The sequence below is a fragment of the Anaerosporobacter faecicola genome (assembly GCF_012070565.1).
GTDB classification, from domain to species: Bacteria; Bacillota; Clostridia; order Lachnospirales; family Lachnospiraceae; genus Anaerosporobacter; species Anaerosporobacter faecicola.
This window is the reverse complement of the sequence record NZ_JAAQRO010000008.1, coordinates 20,199-41,567: the sequence shown is the minus strand read 5'-3', so window position 1 is coordinate 41,567 and position 21,369 is coordinate 20,199. Positions and strand designations below refer to the sequence as shown.

Genomic DNA, 21,369 nt, shown 5'->3' with positions numbered 1-21,369 from the left:
ATTATAACAGACAGATACTATGATAAACATACTTTTTAATTATCATAATATAGGATGCAAAATCATTTATTACATTATATAATAGAACATGCAAAGAGCCTCTAGGGGATTTGGCAGAAAGGGAGAACAGATATGGATAACGAAAATCAGGGTTATGAAAACCAAAACGGACAAGGGCAATTTAGTGGAAACCAGAATGGACAAAATCAAGAGTATTCCTATATGAATCAGAATATGGAAAACCAAGGTTTTGAAAATCAGATAAATTATACGCAGCAAAATGATGCATTTACCGCATATAGTGCGCAAAATGCAGAACCTTACCAGTATCAGAATACAACGTATAGTTATACCAAAGAAGAAATCCCTCAGGATTTCCAGCCACAACAAGGTGAGCAAGGATATGCAGAAGAACATGTATTTCAGATTACCAATGAGGAGAAAAGACCAGGGAAAGGGAAGAAGGTTGCAGGATTTATTGCTAAGGCAGCAGCATTTGGGCTTATTGCAAGCGTTACATTCTTAGGTACGAATACGGTATACTATTCCTTTAATCCAGATGCCAAAAAAACGCAAGTTGACAGTTCAAAGAATACACCATCTGTAACAACCCAAGACAGCAGTAATGGTGGAGATTCCATTGCGACTACAAATATCTCAAATGCAGGTGTGGTATACAATTCTGATGTGTCAGATGTAGTTGATGAAACAATGCCATCAATCGTCGCAATCACTAGTACGATGACGCAATCCTATAATGATTGGTTCGGACAAAATTATGAAAAAGACGTAGAAGGAAGTGGTTCAGGTTTTATCGTTGGTAAGAATGATACAGAATTACTAATCGTAACCAACAATCACGTAGTAGCAGGAGCGAAGGCTATTGCAGTTCAATTTATAGATGAAGAGATATACCAAGCAGAAATTAAAGGAACTGACAGTACAGCGGATCTAGCAGTTATTGCAGTGAAATTATCAGATATCAGCGATGATACTATGGGTAAAATCAAAATCGCGAAGTTAGGAAATTCTGATGATATCAAGGTTGGCCAGATGGCAATAGCTATTGGTAATGCGCTAGGATATGGACAATCAACAACCGTTGGTTATATTAGTGCCAAAGAAAGAGAAGTTACAGTTGATAATAATACAATGACTTTACTGCAAACAGATGCAGCAATTAACCCAGGTAATAGCGGTGGCGCATTGTTGAATATCGCGGGAGAAGTAATTGGAATCAATTCTGTGAAATATGCAGATAGTTCGGTAGAAGGTATGGGATTCGCAATACCAATCACTCGTGCAACACCAATCATTAATGAATTGATGAATCGTGAAAAGATTGAAGAAGGGGAAGAGGGCTTCCTTGGAATCTCAGGAGGAACGGTATCATCTGATATGGTACAAGGGTATGGCTGGCCGGAAGGTGTCTATATTGATTCTGTTATGGAAGGTGGACCAGCAGCAGAAGGCGGCGTTTTAGCAAGAGATATCATAACGAAGATCAATGACATGGGCGTAGCAAGTATTGAAGCGATGCAGGAAAGAATATTTAGTTATCGTGCAGGAACAGAAGTTAAGATCACGTTAAAGCGTTTGGAGAATGGTGAATTTGTTGAAAAAGAATTCATGGTAACATTAAAAAAGAAAACAGATGTCATGAAAGAAGATACAACTAGTAAGGATCAAAGCAATACAGATAGCAAGGATACGAATGGTCAAGCAGGTGAATCAGACCAACAGGAAGATGGAAATACACAGGATCCAAACAGCGAGGATAGCACAATTACAGATCCTTTCAGTGAATTCTTTGGAGATGACGGTAGTTTTCAAATTCCGGGATATGGAAACTAAGTATTATATAAGGAAAGAATAAGAAAAACTTAAACTGGGTAAATAAGGAATCTACAAAAGAATTATATTAGATTCATAAAAAGATTCAAAAAAAGACTCATAAAAAGAATCATAAAAAGAATCATAAAAAGACTCCACAAAATCATATCACATGATCTTGTGGAGTCTTTTTATGAGAGAAAACCAATAAAGGTATTCCAATCATTTTTATGGAATTGAATTAATCGATCTCTTCAATCGTTAATTTGTATTCGTCACCAACTTTTTCAACTTTTCCATGCATAGCGAAATAATTTTCACAGTTTGGGCATTCCATTTCATCGAAATCTACATCAAAGCTAGTCTCGCCTTCTAATTCTGCTTCATCAGCTTCTTCTAAATCTACATTAACTTCAAATCCGATCTTGCAGTATGGACATCTTATATCTGTCGTTATGTTAGCCATATATCCTCCTTATGTGTTTCATTACATAATAATTTCCTAAATTTGTGATACAGCAATATTATACCATAGGGGGAATAACGATACAACCTTATGTTTATTAAGATTCTCGGAACATTTTGTGAACGAATACCTCTTTTTTTATTCGTAGATTTATTTTTTCGACAAAATAGGATATAATAAATCTATTATGTTGCTAGAGAGAGCAATGATTATTATTTAGAATAGAAGTTGAAGGGATCATGTTATGAAAAAGTTTATTGGTAATAAGAAATTTTATGCAATGGTACTTGCCATTGCTGTTCCTATTATGATTCAGAATGGTATTACAAATTTTGTGGGGTTATTAGACAATATCATGGTGGGTAAGGTTGGTACGGAACAGATGTCAGGTGTTGCAATCGTAAATCAGTTATTATTCGTATTCAATCTATGCGTGTTTGGTGGTGTTTCTGGTGCAGGAATCTTTGGAGCGCAATTTTATGGACAAGGAAATCAGGAGGGAGTACGTAATGCCTTCCGCTATAAGTTAATCATCTGTGGAATCATTCTAGCAGTAAGTATTATGATCTTTTTGTTCTTTGGTGAGAATTTGATCTCCATGTATCTTCATGAAGGAAGTGAAGTTGGGGATATTACACTGGCATTGCAGTATGGAGAAGACTATATGAAGATCATGCTGATTGGATTAATTCCATTCTCCTTGATTCAAGTCTATGCAGGAACATTGAGAGAAACAGGACAAACCTTACTTCCAATGCTTGCAGGGATTCTTTCTGTAATCATTAATTGTACCTTGAATTATATACTAATCTTTGGTAAGTTTGGTGCGCCAAAGTTAGGTGTGGAAGGTGCTGCTATTGCCACCGTTATCGCACGTTTTATTGAAGCTGCAGTTGTAATTTTATGGACACATATTCATCATCAAAAGAACGAGTTTATTGTTGGGGCATATCGGACCATGCGTATACCAAAGGAGTTATTCCTAATGATCACGATAAAGGGAATGCCTTTGCTTGTAAATGAAACATTATGGTCAGCTGGTATGGCAACTCTTATGCAATGCTATTCAAATCGTGGAATTGCTGTGGTTGCTGGTTACAATATATCTTCCACCATATCAAACATGTTTAATATTGTTTTCATTGCAATGGGAAGTGCAATCTCTATTGTAATTGGACAATTGTTGGGAGCAGGAAAGATGGAAGAAGCAAAGGATACTGCAGGAAAGATGATCTTCTTCTCAGTTATAGTAAGTTTGGTTGTTGGTATCCTTATGGGAACGATTGCCCATCTGTTTGTTAACATCTATAATACGGATAGGGAAGTAAAACACTTGGCACTCTGGTTTATACGAATAACGGCATTCATGATGCCACTTCAGGCATTTTTAAATGCGTCATACTTTACCTTACGATCTGGTGGGAAGACAATCATTACCTTCTTATTTGATAGTTGTTTTGTGTGGGTTGTTAGTATTCCAGCTGCAAATAGTCTAACACATTTGACAGGCTTACCAATCTTATGGATCTTTTTAATCTGTCAAAGCTTGGACAGTATTAAATGTATTATTGGCTATATATTGTTACGAAAAGGAATATGGTTAAATAATATTGTAACTTCTTAAAAATATGTGTAACTTTTTTTCCTCATTTGCGAATAATAATATAGAAACCGTAAACAAGCATTGGAGGAAAGAGAAATGAGTAACAAAACAAAAGGTAATTTTATGAAAAACACAAAGAAAATGATCAGTATGATCCTTGTAGGCGTGATGGCATTATCTTTGGTTGCATGTGGAAAAAAGAATGAGAATAAAGAAGAAGCAGTTAAAGATGTGGAGTTAAGTACGATCCATTCTGCTGTTTCAGAAGCATATGGTGATAGTTATTATCCGAATATGGATTATGACGCTGAAACATTAGAGAATATCTTTGGTGTAAAAGCTGAATGGTGTGAAGAATTCATTGCGCAGGGACCAATGATGAGTGCAAGCGTAGATACTTTCCTTGCAATTAAAGCAAATGAGGGTAATGTACAAAATGTTGTTGACGCATTGCAATCCTACAGAGATTATTTGATCAATGATTCTATGCAATATCCAACCAATAAAGTAAAAGTACAAGCTTCTGAAGTAAAAAAAGTGGGAAATTACGTATTTTTCATTCTGTTAGGTGAGATTCCTATGGAGGTTGAGGAACAAGGTGAAGATGCAATCTTAGCTACAGCAAAAGAGCAAGTTGCAATCGCTGTGAACACGATAGATGAATTGTTCAAATAAGTAAGTATTAGAAACAGCAGGAACAAGAAAATAGTACCTGCTGTTTCTTTTATATCTAACATGGTATAATAGTAACAATTGTAACCTTGGAGGGTATTCCTTATGATGAACAAAGATGAAAATAATAAGAAAAATGATCAAGAACGATATCATCGCTTTATGAAGGGTGATATTAGTGGATTTGAAGAGCTGGTTTTAGAGTATAAAAATCCCTTGATCCTATTTATCCATCGATATGTAAAGGATCTTCACCTTGCAGAAGATTTGGCACAAGATGTGTTCGTGGATATCTATGTATATAAAGAGCGATATGATCAAAAGCTAGGATTTAAGACGTATCTATTCACCATAGGACGGAACAAGGCGATTGACCTCCTTAGGAAAAAGCATCCATTGCAGGGCTATGTATCATTGGAGGACCGAGTGGAACAAGCATCAGAAGAAGATAAACTATGGAACCATCTGATGCAAAAAGAGAGAAAAGAACAGGTACAAGCTGCTTTTGAACAAATGAAGGAAGAATATGTAACCGTCCTTCTTCTTATTGATTTTGAACAATTTACGTATATAGAAGCCGCACAGATCATGCATAAATCGTTGGGGCAGATTAAAGTTTTGGTTCATCGGGCAAGAAAATCCTTAAGAAAAATATTAGAAAAGGAGGGATTTGTCTATGAAGAGTGATCAGGAATTTTTAGAAGGAATATATATAAAAGCACGATTATTGCAGCAGATGCCTAGTGAAGTGCGAGAGGAAAAGAATACAACAACAGAGATTAAAAGAAAAAATTGCAAACAAAATATTTTTGGAAAAATTCGATTGATAAAAAGACATCCAATGGAATTCATAGCAATGGTTGCTGTCATTGTGATTTTAGTTCTGTTACCAGGAACAGAAGCAAAGCATTCAATGGAACAGATGGAGTTACAACAACAGCATATCCCACAACAAACGTCCTTAGACACTATAAATCAGAGAAGTATCCAAGTGGATTATGTGGAGGAAGCAGGTGTCTTATGTGGAACTGTGCAATCTGAAACAGAAACCTACTATCTTGTAAAACAGGAACATACAGACCTAAAGGATGAATATAAGATTTTATATTGGTATGGAAATCAAGAAAAAGAATCTGATAAATATTCCACACAAACAAAGGTATTGTATACCTATGTGAATCAGCTAATGACGCTGGATGAAGAACAGAATACCTGGTTAAAACAACAGTTTACTGAAATTTTAGATTTTGATACAAAAAGAGAATCCATTGCAATTTATCCTCTGGAGAAAATAGATGAAAGATAACAAAGCATTATATTAGATGTAGGAGAAAAGAACATATGGTTTTTAGTAGTATATTATTTTTATTCCGCTTTCTGCCCTTGGTGTTGCTTGCCTATTATATTGTACCAAGAGCATACCGGAATTTTTTGTTATTTATTATGAGCCTTGCATTTTATGCATGGGGCGAGCCGGTATATATTCTGCTTATGCTATTTTCCACCATTGTAGATTATGTCAATGGAGGATTTGTGGATTATTATCTTACAAAAGGGAAAAAACAGATTGCTAAAATCTTCGTAATCCTATCCGTTGTGATCAACTTAGGTTTACTTGGTTTCTTTAAATATACCAATTTAGTAATTGATATCTGGAATAAGACAATGCAAGGCAATGTTACCCCATTATCCCTTGCACTACCCATTGGAATATCCTTTTATACATTCCAAACAATGTCGTATACCATTGATATCTATCGAGGAGAGGCAAAGGCGCAGAAAAATATTATCGCATTTGGAACGTACGTTAGCTTATTTCCACAATTGATTGCGGGTCCAATTGTCCAGTACAAGCAGATCAGTGACCAGTTAACAAGTCGTAAAGAAACATTTCAACAGTTTTCCTATGGAATCCATCGTTTTGTGATTGGTCTTGGGAAGAAAGTCTTGTTAGCAAATACGACAGGTGCAGTTTGGGAACAGATTAAAGGAATGAATATGGAACAAATGCCGATTTTAACGGGCTGGCTTGGCATACTTATGTTTGCATTTCAGATTTATTTTGATTTTTCAGGCTATTCGGATATGGCTATCGGGCTTGGTCATATGTTTGGATTCCATTTCTTAGAGAACTTTAATTACCCCTATCGCTCCAAGAGTATAACCGAATTCTGGCGAAGATGGCATATCTCATTAAGTAGTTGGTTTCGTGATTATGTATATATTCCTCTTGGAGGAAGCAGACAAGGTCTAGGAAAACAGATTCGTAATATCCTAATTGTGTGGTTGTTAACGGGAATCTGGCATGGTGCAAGTCTTAATTTCTTATTCTGGGGTTTGTATTTCGCCCTTTTACTTACGGTAGAGAAGGTATGGTTACTTAATGCTTTAAAGAAACTACCGGGCTGGTTTAATCATGTCTATGCCATGTTCTTCATATTAATTGGTTGGGTAATCTTTGCGTTTGAACAGTTCGTGGAAGGCAAAACGTACCTTCAGGTTTTATTCGGAAGAATGGGAACACGCTTGTGGAATAAGGAAACGATATATCTGCTTTATAATCATGGTTTCCTTCTAATAATTGCAATACTTGCTTCTACAGGGTGTATCTCTACGTGGATTAATAAGCGATGGAATGAAGAAAAACTTGGATTTGTATTGGTGAAGAATGGATTCTATGTGTTGCTTCTATTCTTATCCATCGCCTATTTGGTTGATGCTAGTTATAATCCATTCCTGTATTTTCGATTTTAGGAGGTGGCAAGATGAAAGACAAGAAAATGATCGGAAGAGGACAAGTGATAACCTGTGTTGTATTTCTTCTTGTAATCTTTGGCGGAACGATGCTTACGTTATTAAGCAAGCCCAGACAATATTCTGAACGGGAGAGAAGATACCTGCAGATGAGACCAGAATTAACAAAAGAATCCTTGTATAGTGGCGAGTTTGCAGTGAAATATGAAGAATACCTAACAGATCAATTTGTAGGGAGAGATACCTTTATCATGTTGAAAACTTCTTTAGAGAGAATGGTAGGAAGACAAGACAACAATGGAATTTATTTTGGAAAAGATGGGTACCTGATTGAGAAGATCGAGGAAAAGGATATTGATCCGGAGCAATGGGAAAAGAACAAACAATGGATTGTACAATTCTTAGGAAAATATGAATCGATTTTAGGAGAAGATCATGTAAGAGCGTTGTTAGCGCCTACATCCAATTATGTTTTGCAGGACAAGTTACCACCATTTGCTTCTGCTTATAACCAAGAGATGATCAATCAAACAATTGAAAAGGATTTGTCAGAGAAAGTATCAGAAGAAACGGCGAAGTCACTTTTAGTAGATGTAAACCAAACGTTACGAGACAAAAGCGGCGAATATATCTATTACCGAACAGATCATCATTGGACAAGCCTAGGAGCCTATTATGCTTATGTGCAATGGGCCAAATCAGTGGGACTTCAGCCAAAAGAACAATCAGAATATGAACAAATAGTGGGGACCAGTGATTTTTATGGGACATTTTATAACAAAGTAGGTGTCGCAGAAATAAAAGACAAGATTACACTATTTGATGATAAGGAAACGTATCAGGTTACGATCAATATGGGTGAAAAAGTTATGGATTCTCTGTTTGATTATGGACAATTGACTGGTGATGATCCATATTCGGTTTTTCTAGGTGGCAATAATGCTTTTGTAGAAATTACATCTAGCCAGACGAATGGAAAAAGGCTTCTTGTGGTAAAAGACTCGTATGCCCATACGCTAGTTCCGTTGTTGGCTCATCATTTTGAAGAGGTGGTTTTGGTAGATTTACGTTATCTAAACATGAAGTTGGAAGATTTGGTAGAGCAATACGAGATTACGGATCTTCTTTTACTGTACAACGACAGTACCGTCATGTCAGATAAGAATTTGGTTAAACTGGTAAAGTAGGTTTTACTTGTGCTGCGATCATGCTCCGTATACTTTGGAACAGGTATGGTTTATACTCTTTGATCGTAAGCGGAGTATTGTAGAGAATACAATTATAGCAACTAGAACCAACTAGCTCGATAATCATAAAGAGTAAAATTTCTGGATTGCTAATCGTAATATTGCATTCTTTGGCGAGTGTAAGATATCGATCATAGAAATCGGTTTCGATATGCTCGTCATTGCTAAGCAAAGCGGATTTAAAAATACCCCAGCTTAAGTCTTTTGCAATAAAACGTAAAAGACTTGGGTTGGTTATTAACTGGTTGATAATGTGATCAACTAAGAAAATGATGATATCACTGAAATCCGTTAGTGTTGTTTCATCAAGATCGCGAACGGCTTTGCTAAATAGTGTACTTGCTTTGTACGCAATCAATTTGTTTTTAACATCATACTTATCTTTAAAGTATAGATAAAAAGTTCCTTTGGCAACACCTGCTTTCTGAACAATATCAGATATGGACGTCTTATTAAAGCCTTGTGAAGTAAACAAATCAAAGGCAGTAGTGAATAAGGTGTCTTTTTTTTGTTTCTTTTTTTCGTCTAGTTTCCCCATTTAAATCACTTCCTAAAAAATATTTTGAAGATTAAATTCATAGTAGCACAATCGTTTCGAATTGTAAACAAGCCAAAATTCAGCAAATATGTGATAACTCATATTGCTACGTATTTGTGATCTTCCAATATATAAAAAATAAAACAAAAATAAAAACCAACTTCTTAACTGCTAATTTTTCGTGAAAATTTAAAATATAAAAAAATTATAAAGGATATTGACCGATGGTCATTTTTATGTTATAACATATATGACAATTATGACTGGTGGTCATTTTTTGAGGTGATTGTAAAATCATTTGGTAGAAAAGGAAATATAGAAAAGGAGTGAACAATATGATAGGGTTTGGAAAATTTATTACAAAGCATAAGAATTTAATCGTATTAATCTCAGTTTTGTTATTAATTCCTGCATTTTTTGGATATATACATACAAGAGTTAATTACGATATCTTATCTTACTTACCAGAAGATATAGAAACAGTAGAAGGACAGCAGATCCTTGTAGATGACTTTAAATCTGGTGCATTCTCGATGGTTGTTATAGAGGGGATGAAGGATAAAGATGTATCAGCACTAAAGGCAAAATTCGAAGAGATCGATGGAGTAAGCAAAGTAATCTGGTATGATTCCATCTTGGATTTATCCGTTCCAAAAACAATGCTTCCAGAAAAGGTTCTTGATGCATTTACTTCTGGGGATTGTACATTAATGGCTGTTATGTTTGAAGGCTCAACAGCTTCTGATGATACATTAGATGCAATCGCTCAGATGAGAAAGGTAGCAGATAAACAAGTATTTATTAGTGGTATGTCAGCGATCAATGAAGATACAAAATTACTGACAGAGAAAGAAACACCTCTTTATGTAGTCATTGCCGTTATTTTGTCAATGATCGTACTTGCACTTACAATGAATTCATTTATAGTACCATTTATCTTTATGGCAAGTATCGGATTTGCTGTTGTATATAATCTAGGAAGTAACATCATGTTTGGGGAGATTTCATATATAACAAAAGCATTGAGTGCTGTTTTACAATTAGGTGTTACAATGGATTATTCCATTTTCTTGTTGCATAGTTACGAAGAGAATAAAGAGAGATTCCCTGGTGATAACAATCGTGCCATGTCGCATGCAATCTCCAATACGATCTCCTCTGTTGTTGGTAGTTCCATCACAACAGTAGCTGGTTTCTTAGCACTTTGCTTTATGAGTTTCACACTTGGTAAAGACCTTGGTCTTGTTATGGCAAAAGGTGTTGTACTTGGTGTTGTGGTATGTGTTACCTTATTACCATCCTTGGTATTACTTTTTGATAAAGCAATCGAGAAGACAAAACACAGAGAACTTGTACCAAATTTAGATGGCGTATCAAGATTTGTTACAAAACATTATATTATCTTTGCAGTGATCTTCTTAATCTTATTAGTACCTGCAATCTACGGTAATAATCATACGAAAGTATATTATGACTTAACCGATTCCTTACCAGGAACCATCGATAGTATTAAAGCAAACAAGAAGCTACAAGAAGAATTTAATATGAATACAACGCATATGCTTCTGATCAAAAATGATGTAAGTAGCAAAGATTATTATGAGATGATGAATAAGATTCGAGATCTTGATGGTGTATCCGCAGTAATCGGACTTGATACGTTCGTAGGTCCAGCCGTACCGGTAAGTATGTTACCAGAAAGCCTCACAAATGCAGTTAAGTCCGATCTGTATCAGCTTGAACTAATTAGCTCGGAATATAAAGTGGCTAGTGATGAAGTCAATGACCAAATCACAAAGATCACGGATATTGTGAAATCCTATAGCGAAGATTCCTTAGTAGTTGGTGAAGCACCATTAACAAAAGACTTGATTGATATTACAGCAGTTGACTTTAAAAATGTTAGTATTGTTTCCATTGGTGTAATTTTTATTATCATAATGATTTTATTCCGTTCCATCTCATTACCAATCATCTTGGTTGCAGTAATTGAGTTTGCGATCTTTGTTAATATGGGTATTCCTTATTATACGAATACGACGATCCCATTCATTGCATCCGTTGTTATTGGAACCATTCAGTTAGGTGCAACCGTGGATTATGCAATATTAATGACAACAAGATATAAGAAAGAACGTAATAAAGGTAAGAGTAAGAAGGAATCAATTACAATTGCACATCAAGTTTCAATTAAATCAGTAATCGTAAGTGCATTGTGTTTCTTCGCAGCAACAATTGGTGTAGGTTTATGTTCGGATATTGATATGATCAGCTCCTTGTGTTCGCTTATGTCAAGAGGTGCATTGATCAGTATGGTAATCGTAATATTTATCTTACCATCCATGTTCATGATCTTTGATAAAGTAATCTGTAAAACGTCAATGAAGTTCGGTGTGAAAGAAAATTAAGGAGGTAGCGTTATGAATATGAATAAGAAAATCGCAGCTAGTGTTATCATTGGGGCCTTAGGTGTAACAACAATCTTTGGTGCAACTGCACTACCAGCTAACGCTAGTAATTATAAAAATGTATTAACAAATGAAGCATACAATGAAATCGTAAATGAAGTAGCTACAACAGATACAACGGTTACTACAACGAATGAAGGAATTGAAAAAGAAGAAACGGTATATGTAAAAGCGGATGCTACAGGTACCGTTAACCAAGTCATCGTTAGTGACTGGTTAAAGAACTATAGTGGAGATGCAACGATCACAGATAAGACAACATTAAATGATATCGTCAATGTAAAAGGAAATGAAACATTTACACAAGGTGAAAATGGAGAAATCGTTTGGCAGGCAGATGGAAATGATATCTACTACCAAGGTACAACAGATGCAGAGTTACCAGTAAGTATTGAAGCAACTTACAAATTAGATGGCGTTGAGATTCAACCATCTGAATTAGAAGGAAAGAGTGGACAATTAACAATTGAATACAATTATGTGAATAATAGCAAAGATTCATCAACTGGATTGTACACACCATTTACGGTTGTTGCAGCAGCCATGTTGAAGACTGATCAATTCGCAAATGTAAAAGCAGAGAATGCAAAAGTTATCTCAGATGGTGACAAATATGTTGTTGTTGGTGTTGCAATGCCTGGATTAAAGGATAGCTTAGATCTTGGAGAAGATACAAAAGTACCAGGCTCTATTACCATAACAGCAGATATCAATAATTATGAACCAATTACGGTATTAAATGTTGTAACAGCAGATCTATTAAATGAAATCGAATTAGATGATGAGGATCAACTAAGTGAGCTTGCAGATTCTATGGACGATTTAGCAGAAGCTTCAAAAAAATTAGTTGATGGTTCTAATACATTATCAGATGGGCTTAATAAATTAGAAGGAAGTACTGGAGATTATACAGATGCGGTTGGTACATTAACAAGCAGTATCGACCAATACATCGCAGGTGTTAGTAAAGTTACAGATGGTATTCAAACCCTTTATGGAAAAGCGGGAAGTCTTGTTTCAGGAGTATCTACATTAAATGATGGTGCACAAAAATTAAATTCTGGTTTAAAACAAGCGAAGAGTGGTGTAGATTCATTAGTAACGAACTTTGATTCCTTAGTGAAAGGTGCTAATACGATCAATAGTGGTGCAACATCATTAAATGCTGCATTAAAACAATTGGAAGCTGGTAAAAAAGCAGAAAATGAAGCTTATGCAACCTTATCTGCAACAGTTGAAAATAATGAAAAGATTGTAGCTGCATTGAAAGCAGCAGGAGTAGATGAAACCATCGTAGCAATGTTAGAAAAGAATACAGCTGGTCAAAAACAAATTGCCCAAGGACTTACAGCGAGTGGAGCACAGATTGAAGCTGGTTTATCACAAGCTGCAGCAGGAGCAACATCTTTAGCAGATGGTGCTAAGACATTGTCAGGTGGAACAACAAAGATGAAAGATGGAGCAAAGTCATTACAGTCTGCAATGAAACAATTAAAAGCAGGAAGTAAGACATTAGCAGATGGTACTAGCAAATTAAACAGTGCTACCACTACATTAAGTTCTGGTATCAGTAAGTTAAATGATGCAAGTAAGAAAGTTGATTCAGCAAGTAGTAAACTTTCACAAGCAACACCGAAATTAAACAATGCTAGTTCCAAATTAGTTGCGGGTGTTGGAAAAGTTGCAGATGGCGGTAAAACATTAGCAGAAAATATGGAGAAATTCGACCGTGAAGGAGTTTCTAAGTTAATCGATACAGTTGATGGAAAATTAGGTAATATAGTTGATAAGTTTGATGACCTACAGGATGCCGCAAACAAATATACGACATTCACAGATACAAACAGCGAATTCAAGAGTAGCGTTAAATTCATCATTGAAATGAACTAAAAGAAACAAAACAAATCGAAACAAAATAGAACAGAAGGGTAGTTGGCCCTGAAGAAAAAGAACGGGTGACGATTAGGAAGGATCGTCACCCGTTCTTTTTGACGGCTAAAAAATAGCCCCTGAATCCGTATTGACCAGTTGCAGTGCAACTGGTCAATATGGAATTAAGAGCCGAATGATCCATCAATCTAAGAGGTGTATTCATTCCCACGGGCAGCTTCAGCTTTGCTAATGGCTTCGGTAATACGTTTTTCTACAATCTTAGCGATGTCATGTGTTTTCAGATCTTTATAATCTTCGTAGTAAAGTGGTTCTAAGTAGTGGATCTGTACCGTTACCTTCTTAAGAGAATGGGTATCGAATACTTTATAAGAATCTAATAAGGCAACAGGAACGATTGGACATTTGGCATAGTAAGCACTTTTGAAGCTTCCTGCTTTGAATTCACCAATGTGATTCCCGTTCTTACTTCTTGTTCCTTCTGCAAATAAGATAAAATTACGTCCATTTTCTGCTTCTTTGGCAACTTCGCGAATGACCATCATTGCTTGTTTGACATCTTCTCGGTCAATCATAATACAATGCAACAATCGAAAAACCTGCTTTACTAAAAAGACATTCTGCACTTCTTTTTTTGAAATAGTAGCAAATGGTCGTTCGTGTGTTTCAAGAAATGCTAAAGCATCGAATAAACCTTGATGATTGGGAAATAGGATATATCCTGTTTCTTTTGGTAAATTCTCAAGACCCGTGCATTCAATTTTGACACGACCAGTTTTGTTAATTCGTTTGGTGATTTTACTCAGATAGGAATATCTTGTATTAGCATCGTATTTTTCTGGGTGATTACCATATTTGCAAATACGATAGAACCAAAAAGGAAATATGAAAAAATTTCTTAACGCCATTAAAACGATTCTTCTCATGTTACGCTCTCTCTTTCTTTCTATGAACTGGTTTCATAATTTTTATAATGGGGTACCCGACAAATGCCTGCCCTTCACAATTCGCGCATTGCGAAGGTTTCACAGGTCAATATGTCATAGGATATATCTAATTATATCACAAGTATGTTTTGTAGAAAAGGAAAGAAGAGAGCTTCATAAAATCTTAAAGGGAAATTACGAAGAGGAGATGGTACCAGTTCATAAAACTTTAGACAAGTGTGTAGAATAATGATAAAATAGAATCTTGTAGACAGAATGTAACCTATTACGATAGATTGGAGTATGAGAATGAATTTTAAAGAATTAGTGAAAGAGAATAAACTGGTTAAGGCTCTTGAAATCGAAAAAATCGTAGAACCAACAAAAGTCCAGGAATTAGTATATCCTATTATTACGGAAGGAAAAGATGTTATTGCGGAGTCAGAGACAGGCTCAGGTAAAACACTTGCATATCTTGTACCAATTTTTGAGAAATATAAAGAGATTCAAAGGACAAATCAGGTAATCATCTTGGTTCCTACCCATGAACTAGCCATGCAGGTTCACAACCAGGTGGAACGTTTGTCTAAGAATTCTGGTTTGGGGCTTCAATCAGCAGTTATTATTGGAAATGTTAATATTACCAGACAAATTGAAAAACTAAAAGAAAAGCCACAGATCATTATTGGAACGGCAGGCAGAATTCATGAATTAATTAAGAAGAAAAAGATAGCAGCACATACGGTGAAAACCATCGTTATTGACGAAGGCGATAAATTATTGAATGCAGATAATGTACAAGGGGTTCAGGAAGTAATCAAATGCACCATGCGAGATCGCCAGTTACTTGTTTTCTCTGCTAGTATCACCAATAAAACTTTACAAGTTGCGAAAGAACTGATGAAAGATCCAAGTGTAATCAAAACCCAGAAAGCCCAAACCATACCAGATACCATTGAACATATCTGTTTAGTTGTGGAGAGAAGAGACAAGTTGGAGACATTACGGAAATTAACCCGTATTATGAAGGCGAAGAGAGCCATGATCTTTATTAATAAAGTCAGTGAAATTGAAGAAGCAACCTATAAATTAGTCTATGAAGGGTTAAAGGCAGAATGCCTTCACGGTTCGAATGTGAAGACGGATCGAAAGCGAGTCGTGGAGCAATTCCGAAATGGGAAGATTCAATATCTGATTGCAACAGACATTGCTGCTAGAGGATTACATTTTGATGGGATTGATACGGTTTTCCATATATCCATACCTGAAGACGAAATGGAATATCTTCACCGTTCAGGACGTACTGGGCGTAATGGACAACCAGGTAGAAGTGTATTGATTGTTACAAAAGAGGAGTTACCACTGATCAAGAAATATCAAAAGAGATTTGGTATTAATATCGTAGCCAAAAAGATGTATCAAGGGAAACTTGTACGTGGATAGTATACTGGTGCACATGTCATTGTTGTTACACAGGTGCGAGCAAGCGGTTGAGAGTATATAAAAACATTAAGGTGTTTTATATAGGATCTACAAAAGAAAAGCTCAATACTTTTTAAGTACTGAGCTTTTCTTTTATATAGATCATGTTATCGATTAGCGTATAACAACTAGATAATTTCATATCCTTTCAACATTCTAGCACGGCTAGGATGTCTTAATTTACGAAGTGCTTTGGCTTCAATCTGACGAATACGTTCTCTTGTTACGTTGAATTCTTTACCTACTTCCTCCAATGTTCTAGTACGACCATCTTTTAAACCAAAACGTAAAATCAATACCCGTTGTTCTCTTTCTGTTAATGTATCAAGTAATTTGGAGATTTGATCTTGTAAAACAGAGTATGCAGCGGCATCTTCTGGTCCTACGATTGTTTCATCACGGATAAAGTCTCCAAGATGACTGTCATCTTCCTCACCGATTGGTGTATCAAGAGAAATTGGATCAGCAGAAACTTTCAATATCTCACGAACTTTTTCAAGTGGCATATTCATTGCATCAGCAAGTTCTTGTTCCGTTGGTTCACGTCCAAGTTCTTGTAATAAACTACGAGAAACACGATATGTTTTGTTAATGACCTCTGACATGTGTACTGGAATACGAATGGTACGGGATTGATCAGCAATAGAACGTGTAATTGCTTGACGAATCCACCAAGTTGCATAAGTACTGAACTTATATCCTTTTGTGTAATCGAATTTATCAACTGCTTTTATCAAACCAAGGTTTCCTTCTTGAATAAGATCAAGGAAAGAGAGACCTCTACCAACATAACGTTTTGCAATACTTACAACAAGTCTTAGATTGGATTCAGCAAGTGTTTTCTTTGCCATCTCATCCCCTTGTTCAATCTTCTTAGCTAATTCGATTTCTTCCGCTATGGATAGAAGAGGGTAGCTACCAATCTCTTTTAGATATAACTTAACTGGGTCATCGCTCATGACACTTGCAGCATTGGAAAGGTCTTCCACCATTGCAAGTTCTTCGTCATTCTCTAATTCAAGGAGCACATCATCGTCTGGCTCATCATCGCTATCGTCTGCTAGGGTAATAACAGCAATATTATGATTTTCAAGATACTCATAGATTTTATCTATTTGGTTTACATCAAGATTTAATTCTTTGAAGAAATCATTTACTTTTTCAACTTCAAGAATACCTTTATTTTTTTTGCCAAGGGAAACCAATTCTTTTAGTTTCTCTTCGAAACTGTTAACTAAATCACTCATTATTAGTATCTGTCCTTTCTTGTTTGTAAGCGAACATTTATATACATAATCCCACAAATGGGCGAAATTATCACCAAATAGCATTGTAGCACAGATAATACGAGAAAGCTACAAGAAATTCACAAAAACTACATCTTTGTGCAAAAATGTGGTCAATATAGCGAAGAACTCCGATCACAACTATGGCAATTTACTAAATGCTGTAGTATAATTGATTTTGGATTCAATCTTTAGCTAAAATGCTATAGTATTGTGGAGCACCTAGTGCATAGCATTTGTTGCTCGAATCATGATGATGCAAATGAATTTATTTTTGACTTGCATCATTATATATAAGTATATCAAAATTAGATAGGAGACAAGAAGATGAGTGAAAATTGTACAAGCAATTGTTCCACATGTTCTTCCAGTGATTGTGCTTCCAGAAAAACATCCAGGGAAGACATGTTTGAAGCAACCAATGAATATAGCAATGTAAAGAAAGTAATCGGTGTCGTAAGTGGAAAAGGTGGAGTTGGTAAGTCGTTTATTACATCCAGTCTTTCCGTTTTAATGAGACGCCGTGGATACGATACAGCAATACTTGACGCAGATGTAACAGGACCGTCCATACCAAAAGCATTTGGAATTCATGAGCAGGCAAAAGCAGATGAGCATGGAATCATTCCTGCTGTAACGAATATGGGAACAAAATTAATGTCTGTCAATCTATTATTAGATAGTGAAGAAACACCAGTTGTCTGGAGAGGACCTGTAATTTCAGGTACTGTAAAGCAATTCTGGAACCAGGTAAATTGGGGTGAAGTAGACTTTATGTTCGTAGATATGCCACCAGGAACAGGAGATGTTCCATTAACCGTATTCCAATCCATTCCTCTTGATGGAATTATTATAGTAACCTCACCACAGGAATTGGTTTCCATGATTGTAGGAAAAGCAGTGAATATGGCGAAGACCATGAATGTACCGATCCTTGGTATTGTAGAAAATTACAGCTATTTTGCATGTGATCATTGTGGAACGAAGCTATCAATCTTTGGAGAAAGTCATGTAGAAGAAACTGCAGAGAAATATGGTTTAGAAGTATTAGCAAAGATACCAATCGATCCAAAAATCGCAAGTAAAGTTGACACAGGTAAGATAGAAGAAGTAGAAGCTGATTGGTTAGAAGATGCAGCAACGAAGGTAGAAAAGTTATTGTAACGAACGAACGGTTTGTTTTATCGAAAGAGACTGTCCTCTACAGGATTTGTAGAGTGGACAGTCTCTTTTTCTAATAGGAAAGTACTCAGAATTTCCTATGCTATGTAGAATTTTAGTGGATCATGGAGATATCAACCCCTAAGAAACTACGAACGGTAACACTGATTCCACCAAGTAGTACAGAGGAATCTTGTAGCACAGAAGGAGCAATCTTCTGGTAATTATTAATTCTGCTTGTTAATTTCTTATTAATACGATCAATTAGTTCTGGATTAAGGGTAGTAAAATGGCTATTGATAATGATCAAATCTGGGTTAAACATATTTAGAACGTTGTTTACACATATGGACATATAGCGGACAAACTGCTCCATGATTTCCAATGCGTCGGTATCTTTCTTATGATAGAGTGCAGCGAATGTTGAAAAATCCATGGTCTTGCAAGCTTTTTTTAGTGCTAAATCCTGAAGAAGCGCACGTTCTGATACATATTGTTCTAAGCAACCATGGTTGCCGCAAGGACAAGGTTTACCATCTATATCCACAATGGTATGACCTATTTCACCAGCATAGCCTTTGCTACCAGAGTAGAGGGTATTATTCACGAGGATACCCAAACCAACACCAGAATGAACACTGATATTTGCTATATTCGGATAATTGTACTCAAAAGTCTTTTCGCCAATGACGGAAAGATTGGCTTCATTTTCTAATAAAATTGTGGTATGGAATGCATCTTCCAATTCTTTCGCTAAATCACAGTGTGAAAAATCATAATAAGGAGTGAATTGAATGATATGATCAGAAGTTACTCCATGTATACCAAGTGTGATACCAACAACACCATATGGTCGTTCTGGTATTACATCGATCATGGAATGGAGCAGATCAATCAGAATGGAGCAAAGGGTACGGGCATCCGATGGCGTGGCAATCTGTTTTAGTTGGCGTTCATCTCCTTGTAGATCCGTGATTAGGGCAGAAATCATCTGTTCACCAATATCAACGGATACGGCATAACCTGCTTTTCGATTAAAGCTTAATAAAATCGGCTTTCTGCCAAGGCTGGTATCATCACTACCAATCTCAACAACTAGTTTTTTTGCAAGTAGATCCGATACAATTGCAGATATGGTTGCTTTGGTCAAACCTAATTTCTTTGCAATTGCAGAACGAGAAATTGGGCTGTGATTGACAATCTGTGTTAACACAAGATTACTATTAATATCGCGGATTAATTCTTTGCTTCCTGTTATCATACTATCCTCCAGGTATATACTTAAGACAACTTATGGATATAGTGTAGCATAATTCTCACATTTTGTCACATAGGATGTCGTTTGTTTGAATTGTCGAAAAGTTCAGATTTAAGGTATTATTTTAACAAAATTTAAGAAATATATTCTTGTGCTATGAGAATCGGTACGTTATAATAACATGTACATAGAAGATGCAAGTGATTTTGTTACAAAAGCGCGGGTTTGGAGCTTTCGTAACCGTTATAGAGGAGATAGTATTATGTCAGATGAAATGGACAAAGAAAATAATCTAGTCGAGTCGGATTCTAAGGAACATAAGGATTCACCATCGACAGAAGATAAGAAACAAGAGAAATCAGATAAAGAGAAAGAATATCGGGACGATTATGAAGATATCTGCTATATTTGTCGTAGACCGGAAAGCAAAGTTGGGAAGATGATTCATATCCCTAATAACATCTGTATCTGTTCGGATTGTATGCAAAAGACATTCGATACCATTAATACAGGCAATGTTCCTTATATGGATATGATGAATTTTGGACCAATGATGAACTTCAATATGCCACAGAATGAGATTCCAAAATCGCAGAAGCTTAAGAAAAAGCAAGAAGATACGAAAAAAGAAAAGAAAGAAATTGATCTGAAAAATATTCCTGCACCACATATAATTAAGAAACAATTAGATGAATATGTCATTGGTCAGGAACATGCGAAAAAGGTAATTTCTGTTGCTGTTTACAATCATTATAAACGTGTGGCTGCCAATGCAATGGACGAGATCGAAATTGAGAAGTCAAACATGTTGATGATTGGGCCAACTGGTTGTGGTAAGACCTATCTGGTTAAGACATTGGCACGTTTACTCAATGTTCCATTAGCGATTACAGATGCCACTGCATTAACAGAAGCGGGATATATTGGGGATGACGTGGAAAGTGTAATCTCCAAATTATTAGCGGCAGCAGATAATGACGTAGAAAAAGCAGAACGAGGAATCGTATTCATCGATGAGATTGATAAGATCGCAAAGAAGAAGAGTACAACAAACCGTGATGTTAGTGGGGAAAGTGTACAGCAAGGTATGTTGAAACTTCTAGAAGGTGCTGAAGTAGAGGTTCCAGTTGGTGCAACGAATAAGAATGCCATGGTACCTATGACAACGGTTAATACGAAGAATATCCTGTTTATCTGTGGTGGTGCTTTCCCAGATTTAGAGAAGATTATTAAGGCGAGATTGAACAAGAAGTCTTCCATTGGTTTTGGTGCTGAACTGAAGGATAAATACGATTCTGATTCGAATATTTTACAAAAGGTTACCGTGGAAGATTTAAGAGAGTTTGGTATGATACCGGAATTCATCGGACGTCTTCCTGTTATCTATTCCCTTGAGGGATTGACAAAACAGATGTTAGTTGATGTTTTGAAAGAGCCAAAGAATGCAATTTTAAAGCAGTACAAAAAGTTACTTGCTTTGGACGAAGTAGATCTTCAATTTGATGATGGCGCTCTGGAAGCGATTGCAGAGAAAGCACTGGAGAAGAAGACAGGAGCTAGAGCTCTTCGTGCAATTATCGAAGAATTCATGTTAGATATCATGTATGAAATTCCGAAGGATGATAACATTGGACGAGTAACCATAACAAGAGATTACATTGAAAAAAAAGGCGGACCTGTTATTGAAATGCGAGGAATTGCAACGCCAATGTTACAAAAGCAAGAATAATTGATAGTAGAAGAGACACTATAATAAGCAATCTTCATGAAAGAAAGAATCGGCTG

Annotated in this window: 17 protein-coding genes; 12 read left to right on the top strand and 5 right to left on the bottom strand. The window is 36.0% G+C overall.

Annotated elements, in window-relative coordinates:
- The first annotated feature begins 132 nt into the window (after nt 1-132).
- Nucleotides 133-1,854 carry a S1C family serine protease gene (locus HBB17_RS03435; protein WP_167955777.1) on the top strand — a complete coding sequence of 574 codons (1,722 nt, stop codon included), beginning with the start codon at nt 133-135 and terminating at the stop codon, nt 1,852-1,854.
- 220 nt (nt 1,855-2,074) lie between these two features.
- On the opposite strand, the gene HBB17_RS03430 is transcribed toward HBB17_RS03435, so the two are convergent.
- Nucleotides 2,075-2,299: a hypothetical protein gene (locus HBB17_RS03430; protein WP_167955776.1), complete on the bottom strand. Its 225-nt coding sequence runs from the start codon at nt 2,297-2,299 to the stop codon at nt 2,075-2,077.
- Nucleotides 2,300-2,543: 244 nt separating this feature from the next.
- On the opposite strand from HBB17_RS03430, the gene HBB17_RS03425 reads away from it, so the two are divergent.
- From HBB17_RS03425 to HBB17_RS03400, 6 genes are all read left to right on the top strand, one after another.
- Nucleotides 2,544-3,923 carry an MATE family efflux transporter gene (locus HBB17_RS03425; protein WP_167955775.1) on the top strand — a complete coding sequence of 460 codons (1,380 nt, stop codon included), beginning with the start codon at nt 2,544-2,546 and terminating at the stop codon, nt 3,921-3,923.
- 75 nt (nt 3,924-3,998) lie between these two features.
- Nucleotides 3,999-4,577: a DUF4358 domain-containing protein gene (locus HBB17_RS03420; RefSeq protein WP_167955774.1), complete on the top strand. Its 579-nt coding sequence runs from the start codon at nt 3,999-4,001 to the stop codon at nt 4,575-4,577.
- Nucleotides 4,578-4,679: 102 nt separating this feature from the next.
- Complete coding sequence (locus HBB17_RS03415; RefSeq protein ID WP_167955772.1) at nt 4,680-5,261, top strand: RNA polymerase sigma factor; 582 nt, start codon at nt 4,680-4,682, stop codon at nt 5,259-5,261.
- A complete protein-coding gene (locus HBB17_RS03410) occupies nt 5,251-5,880 on the top strand; it encodes a hypothetical protein (protein WP_167955770.1) in 630 nt (209 codons plus the stop codon). The genes HBB17_RS03415 and HBB17_RS03410 overlap by 11 nt, the downstream gene beginning before the upstream one ends.
- Before the next feature lie 35 nt (nt 5,881-5,915).
- Nucleotides 5,916-7,328, top strand: coding sequence for an MBOAT family O-acyltransferase (locus tag HBB17_RS03405; protein ID WP_167955769.1), 1,413 nt, complete (start codon nt 5,916-5,918; stop codon nt 7,326-7,328).
- Nucleotides 7,329-7,339: 11 nt separating this feature from the next.
- A complete protein-coding gene (locus tag HBB17_RS03400) occupies nt 7,340-8,515 on the top strand; it encodes a DHHW family protein (protein ID WP_167955767.1) in 1,176 nt (391 codons plus the stop codon).
- Here HBB17_RS03400 and HBB17_RS03395 read toward each other — a convergent pair.
- Nucleotides 8,499-9,113, bottom strand: coding sequence for a TetR/AcrR family transcriptional regulator (locus HBB17_RS03395; protein WP_167955765.1), 615 nt, complete (start codon nt 9,111-9,113; stop codon nt 8,499-8,501). The genes HBB17_RS03400 and HBB17_RS03395 overlap by 17 nt on opposite strands.
- Before the next feature lie 335 nt (nt 9,114-9,448).
- On the opposite strand from HBB17_RS03395, the gene HBB17_RS03390 reads away from it, so the two are divergent.
- Nucleotides 9,449-11,521, top strand: coding sequence for an efflux RND transporter permease subunit (locus HBB17_RS03390; protein WP_167955764.1), 2,073 nt, complete (start codon nt 9,449-9,451; stop codon nt 11,519-11,521).
- Between the two features lie 12 nt (nt 11,522-11,533).
- Nucleotides 11,534-13,471: a YhgE/Pip domain-containing protein gene (locus HBB17_RS03385; protein WP_167955762.1), complete on the top strand. Its 1,938-nt coding sequence runs from the start codon at nt 11,534-11,536 to the stop codon at nt 13,469-13,471.
- 188 nt (nt 13,472-13,659) lie between these two features.
- On the opposite strand, the gene HBB17_RS03380 is transcribed toward HBB17_RS03385, so the two are convergent.
- Nucleotides 13,660-14,397 carry a lysophospholipid acyltransferase family protein gene (locus HBB17_RS03380; protein WP_167955760.1) on the bottom strand — a complete coding sequence of 246 codons (738 nt, stop codon included), beginning with the start codon at nt 14,395-14,397 and terminating at the stop codon, nt 13,660-13,662.
- A 309-nt stretch (nt 14,398-14,706) separates the two neighbouring features.
- Here HBB17_RS03380 and HBB17_RS03375 point away from each other — a divergent pair, with 309 nt between their 5' ends.
- On the top strand, nt 14,707-15,840 hold the full coding sequence (locus HBB17_RS03375; RefSeq protein ID WP_238483660.1) for a DEAD/DEAH box helicase: 1,134 nt from the start codon (nt 14,707-14,709) through the stop codon (nt 15,838-15,840).
- Between the two features lie 167 nt (nt 15,841-16,007).
- Here the strand turns inward: HBB17_RS03375 and rpoD are convergent, their stop codons facing one another.
- Nucleotides 16,008-17,126 (bottom strand): RNA polymerase sigma factor RpoD, encoded by a 1,119-nt coding sequence (rpoD, locus tag HBB17_RS03370; RefSeq protein WP_207717316.1) that lies wholly within the window; start codon nt 17,124-17,126, stop codon nt 16,008-16,010.
- 366 nt (nt 17,127-17,492) lie between these two features.
- Here rpoD and HBB17_RS03365 point away from each other — a divergent pair, with 366 nt between their 5' ends.
- Entirely contained in the window at nt 17,493-18,329 is an 837-nt protein-coding gene (locus tag HBB17_RS03365) for an Mrp/NBP35 family ATP-binding protein (protein ID WP_167955754.1), read from the top strand.
- Between the two features lie 112 nt (nt 18,330-18,441).
- Here HBB17_RS03365 and HBB17_RS03360 read toward each other — a convergent pair whose 3' ends face one another.
- Complete coding sequence (locus HBB17_RS03360) at nt 18,442-19,587, bottom strand: ROK family transcriptional regulator (RefSeq protein WP_167955752.1); 1,146 nt, start codon at nt 19,585-19,587, stop codon at nt 18,442-18,444.
- Nucleotides 19,588-19,846: 259 nt separating this feature from the next.
- On the opposite strand from HBB17_RS03360, the gene clpX reads away from it, so the two are divergent.
- Nucleotides 19,847-21,313, top strand: a complete 1,467-nt coding sequence (gene clpX / locus HBB17_RS03355) for an ATP-dependent Clp protease ATP-binding subunit ClpX (RefSeq protein WP_167955750.1) — start codon at nt 19,847-19,849, stop codon at nt 21,311-21,313.
- Nucleotides 21,314-21,369: the final 56 nt, after the last annotated feature.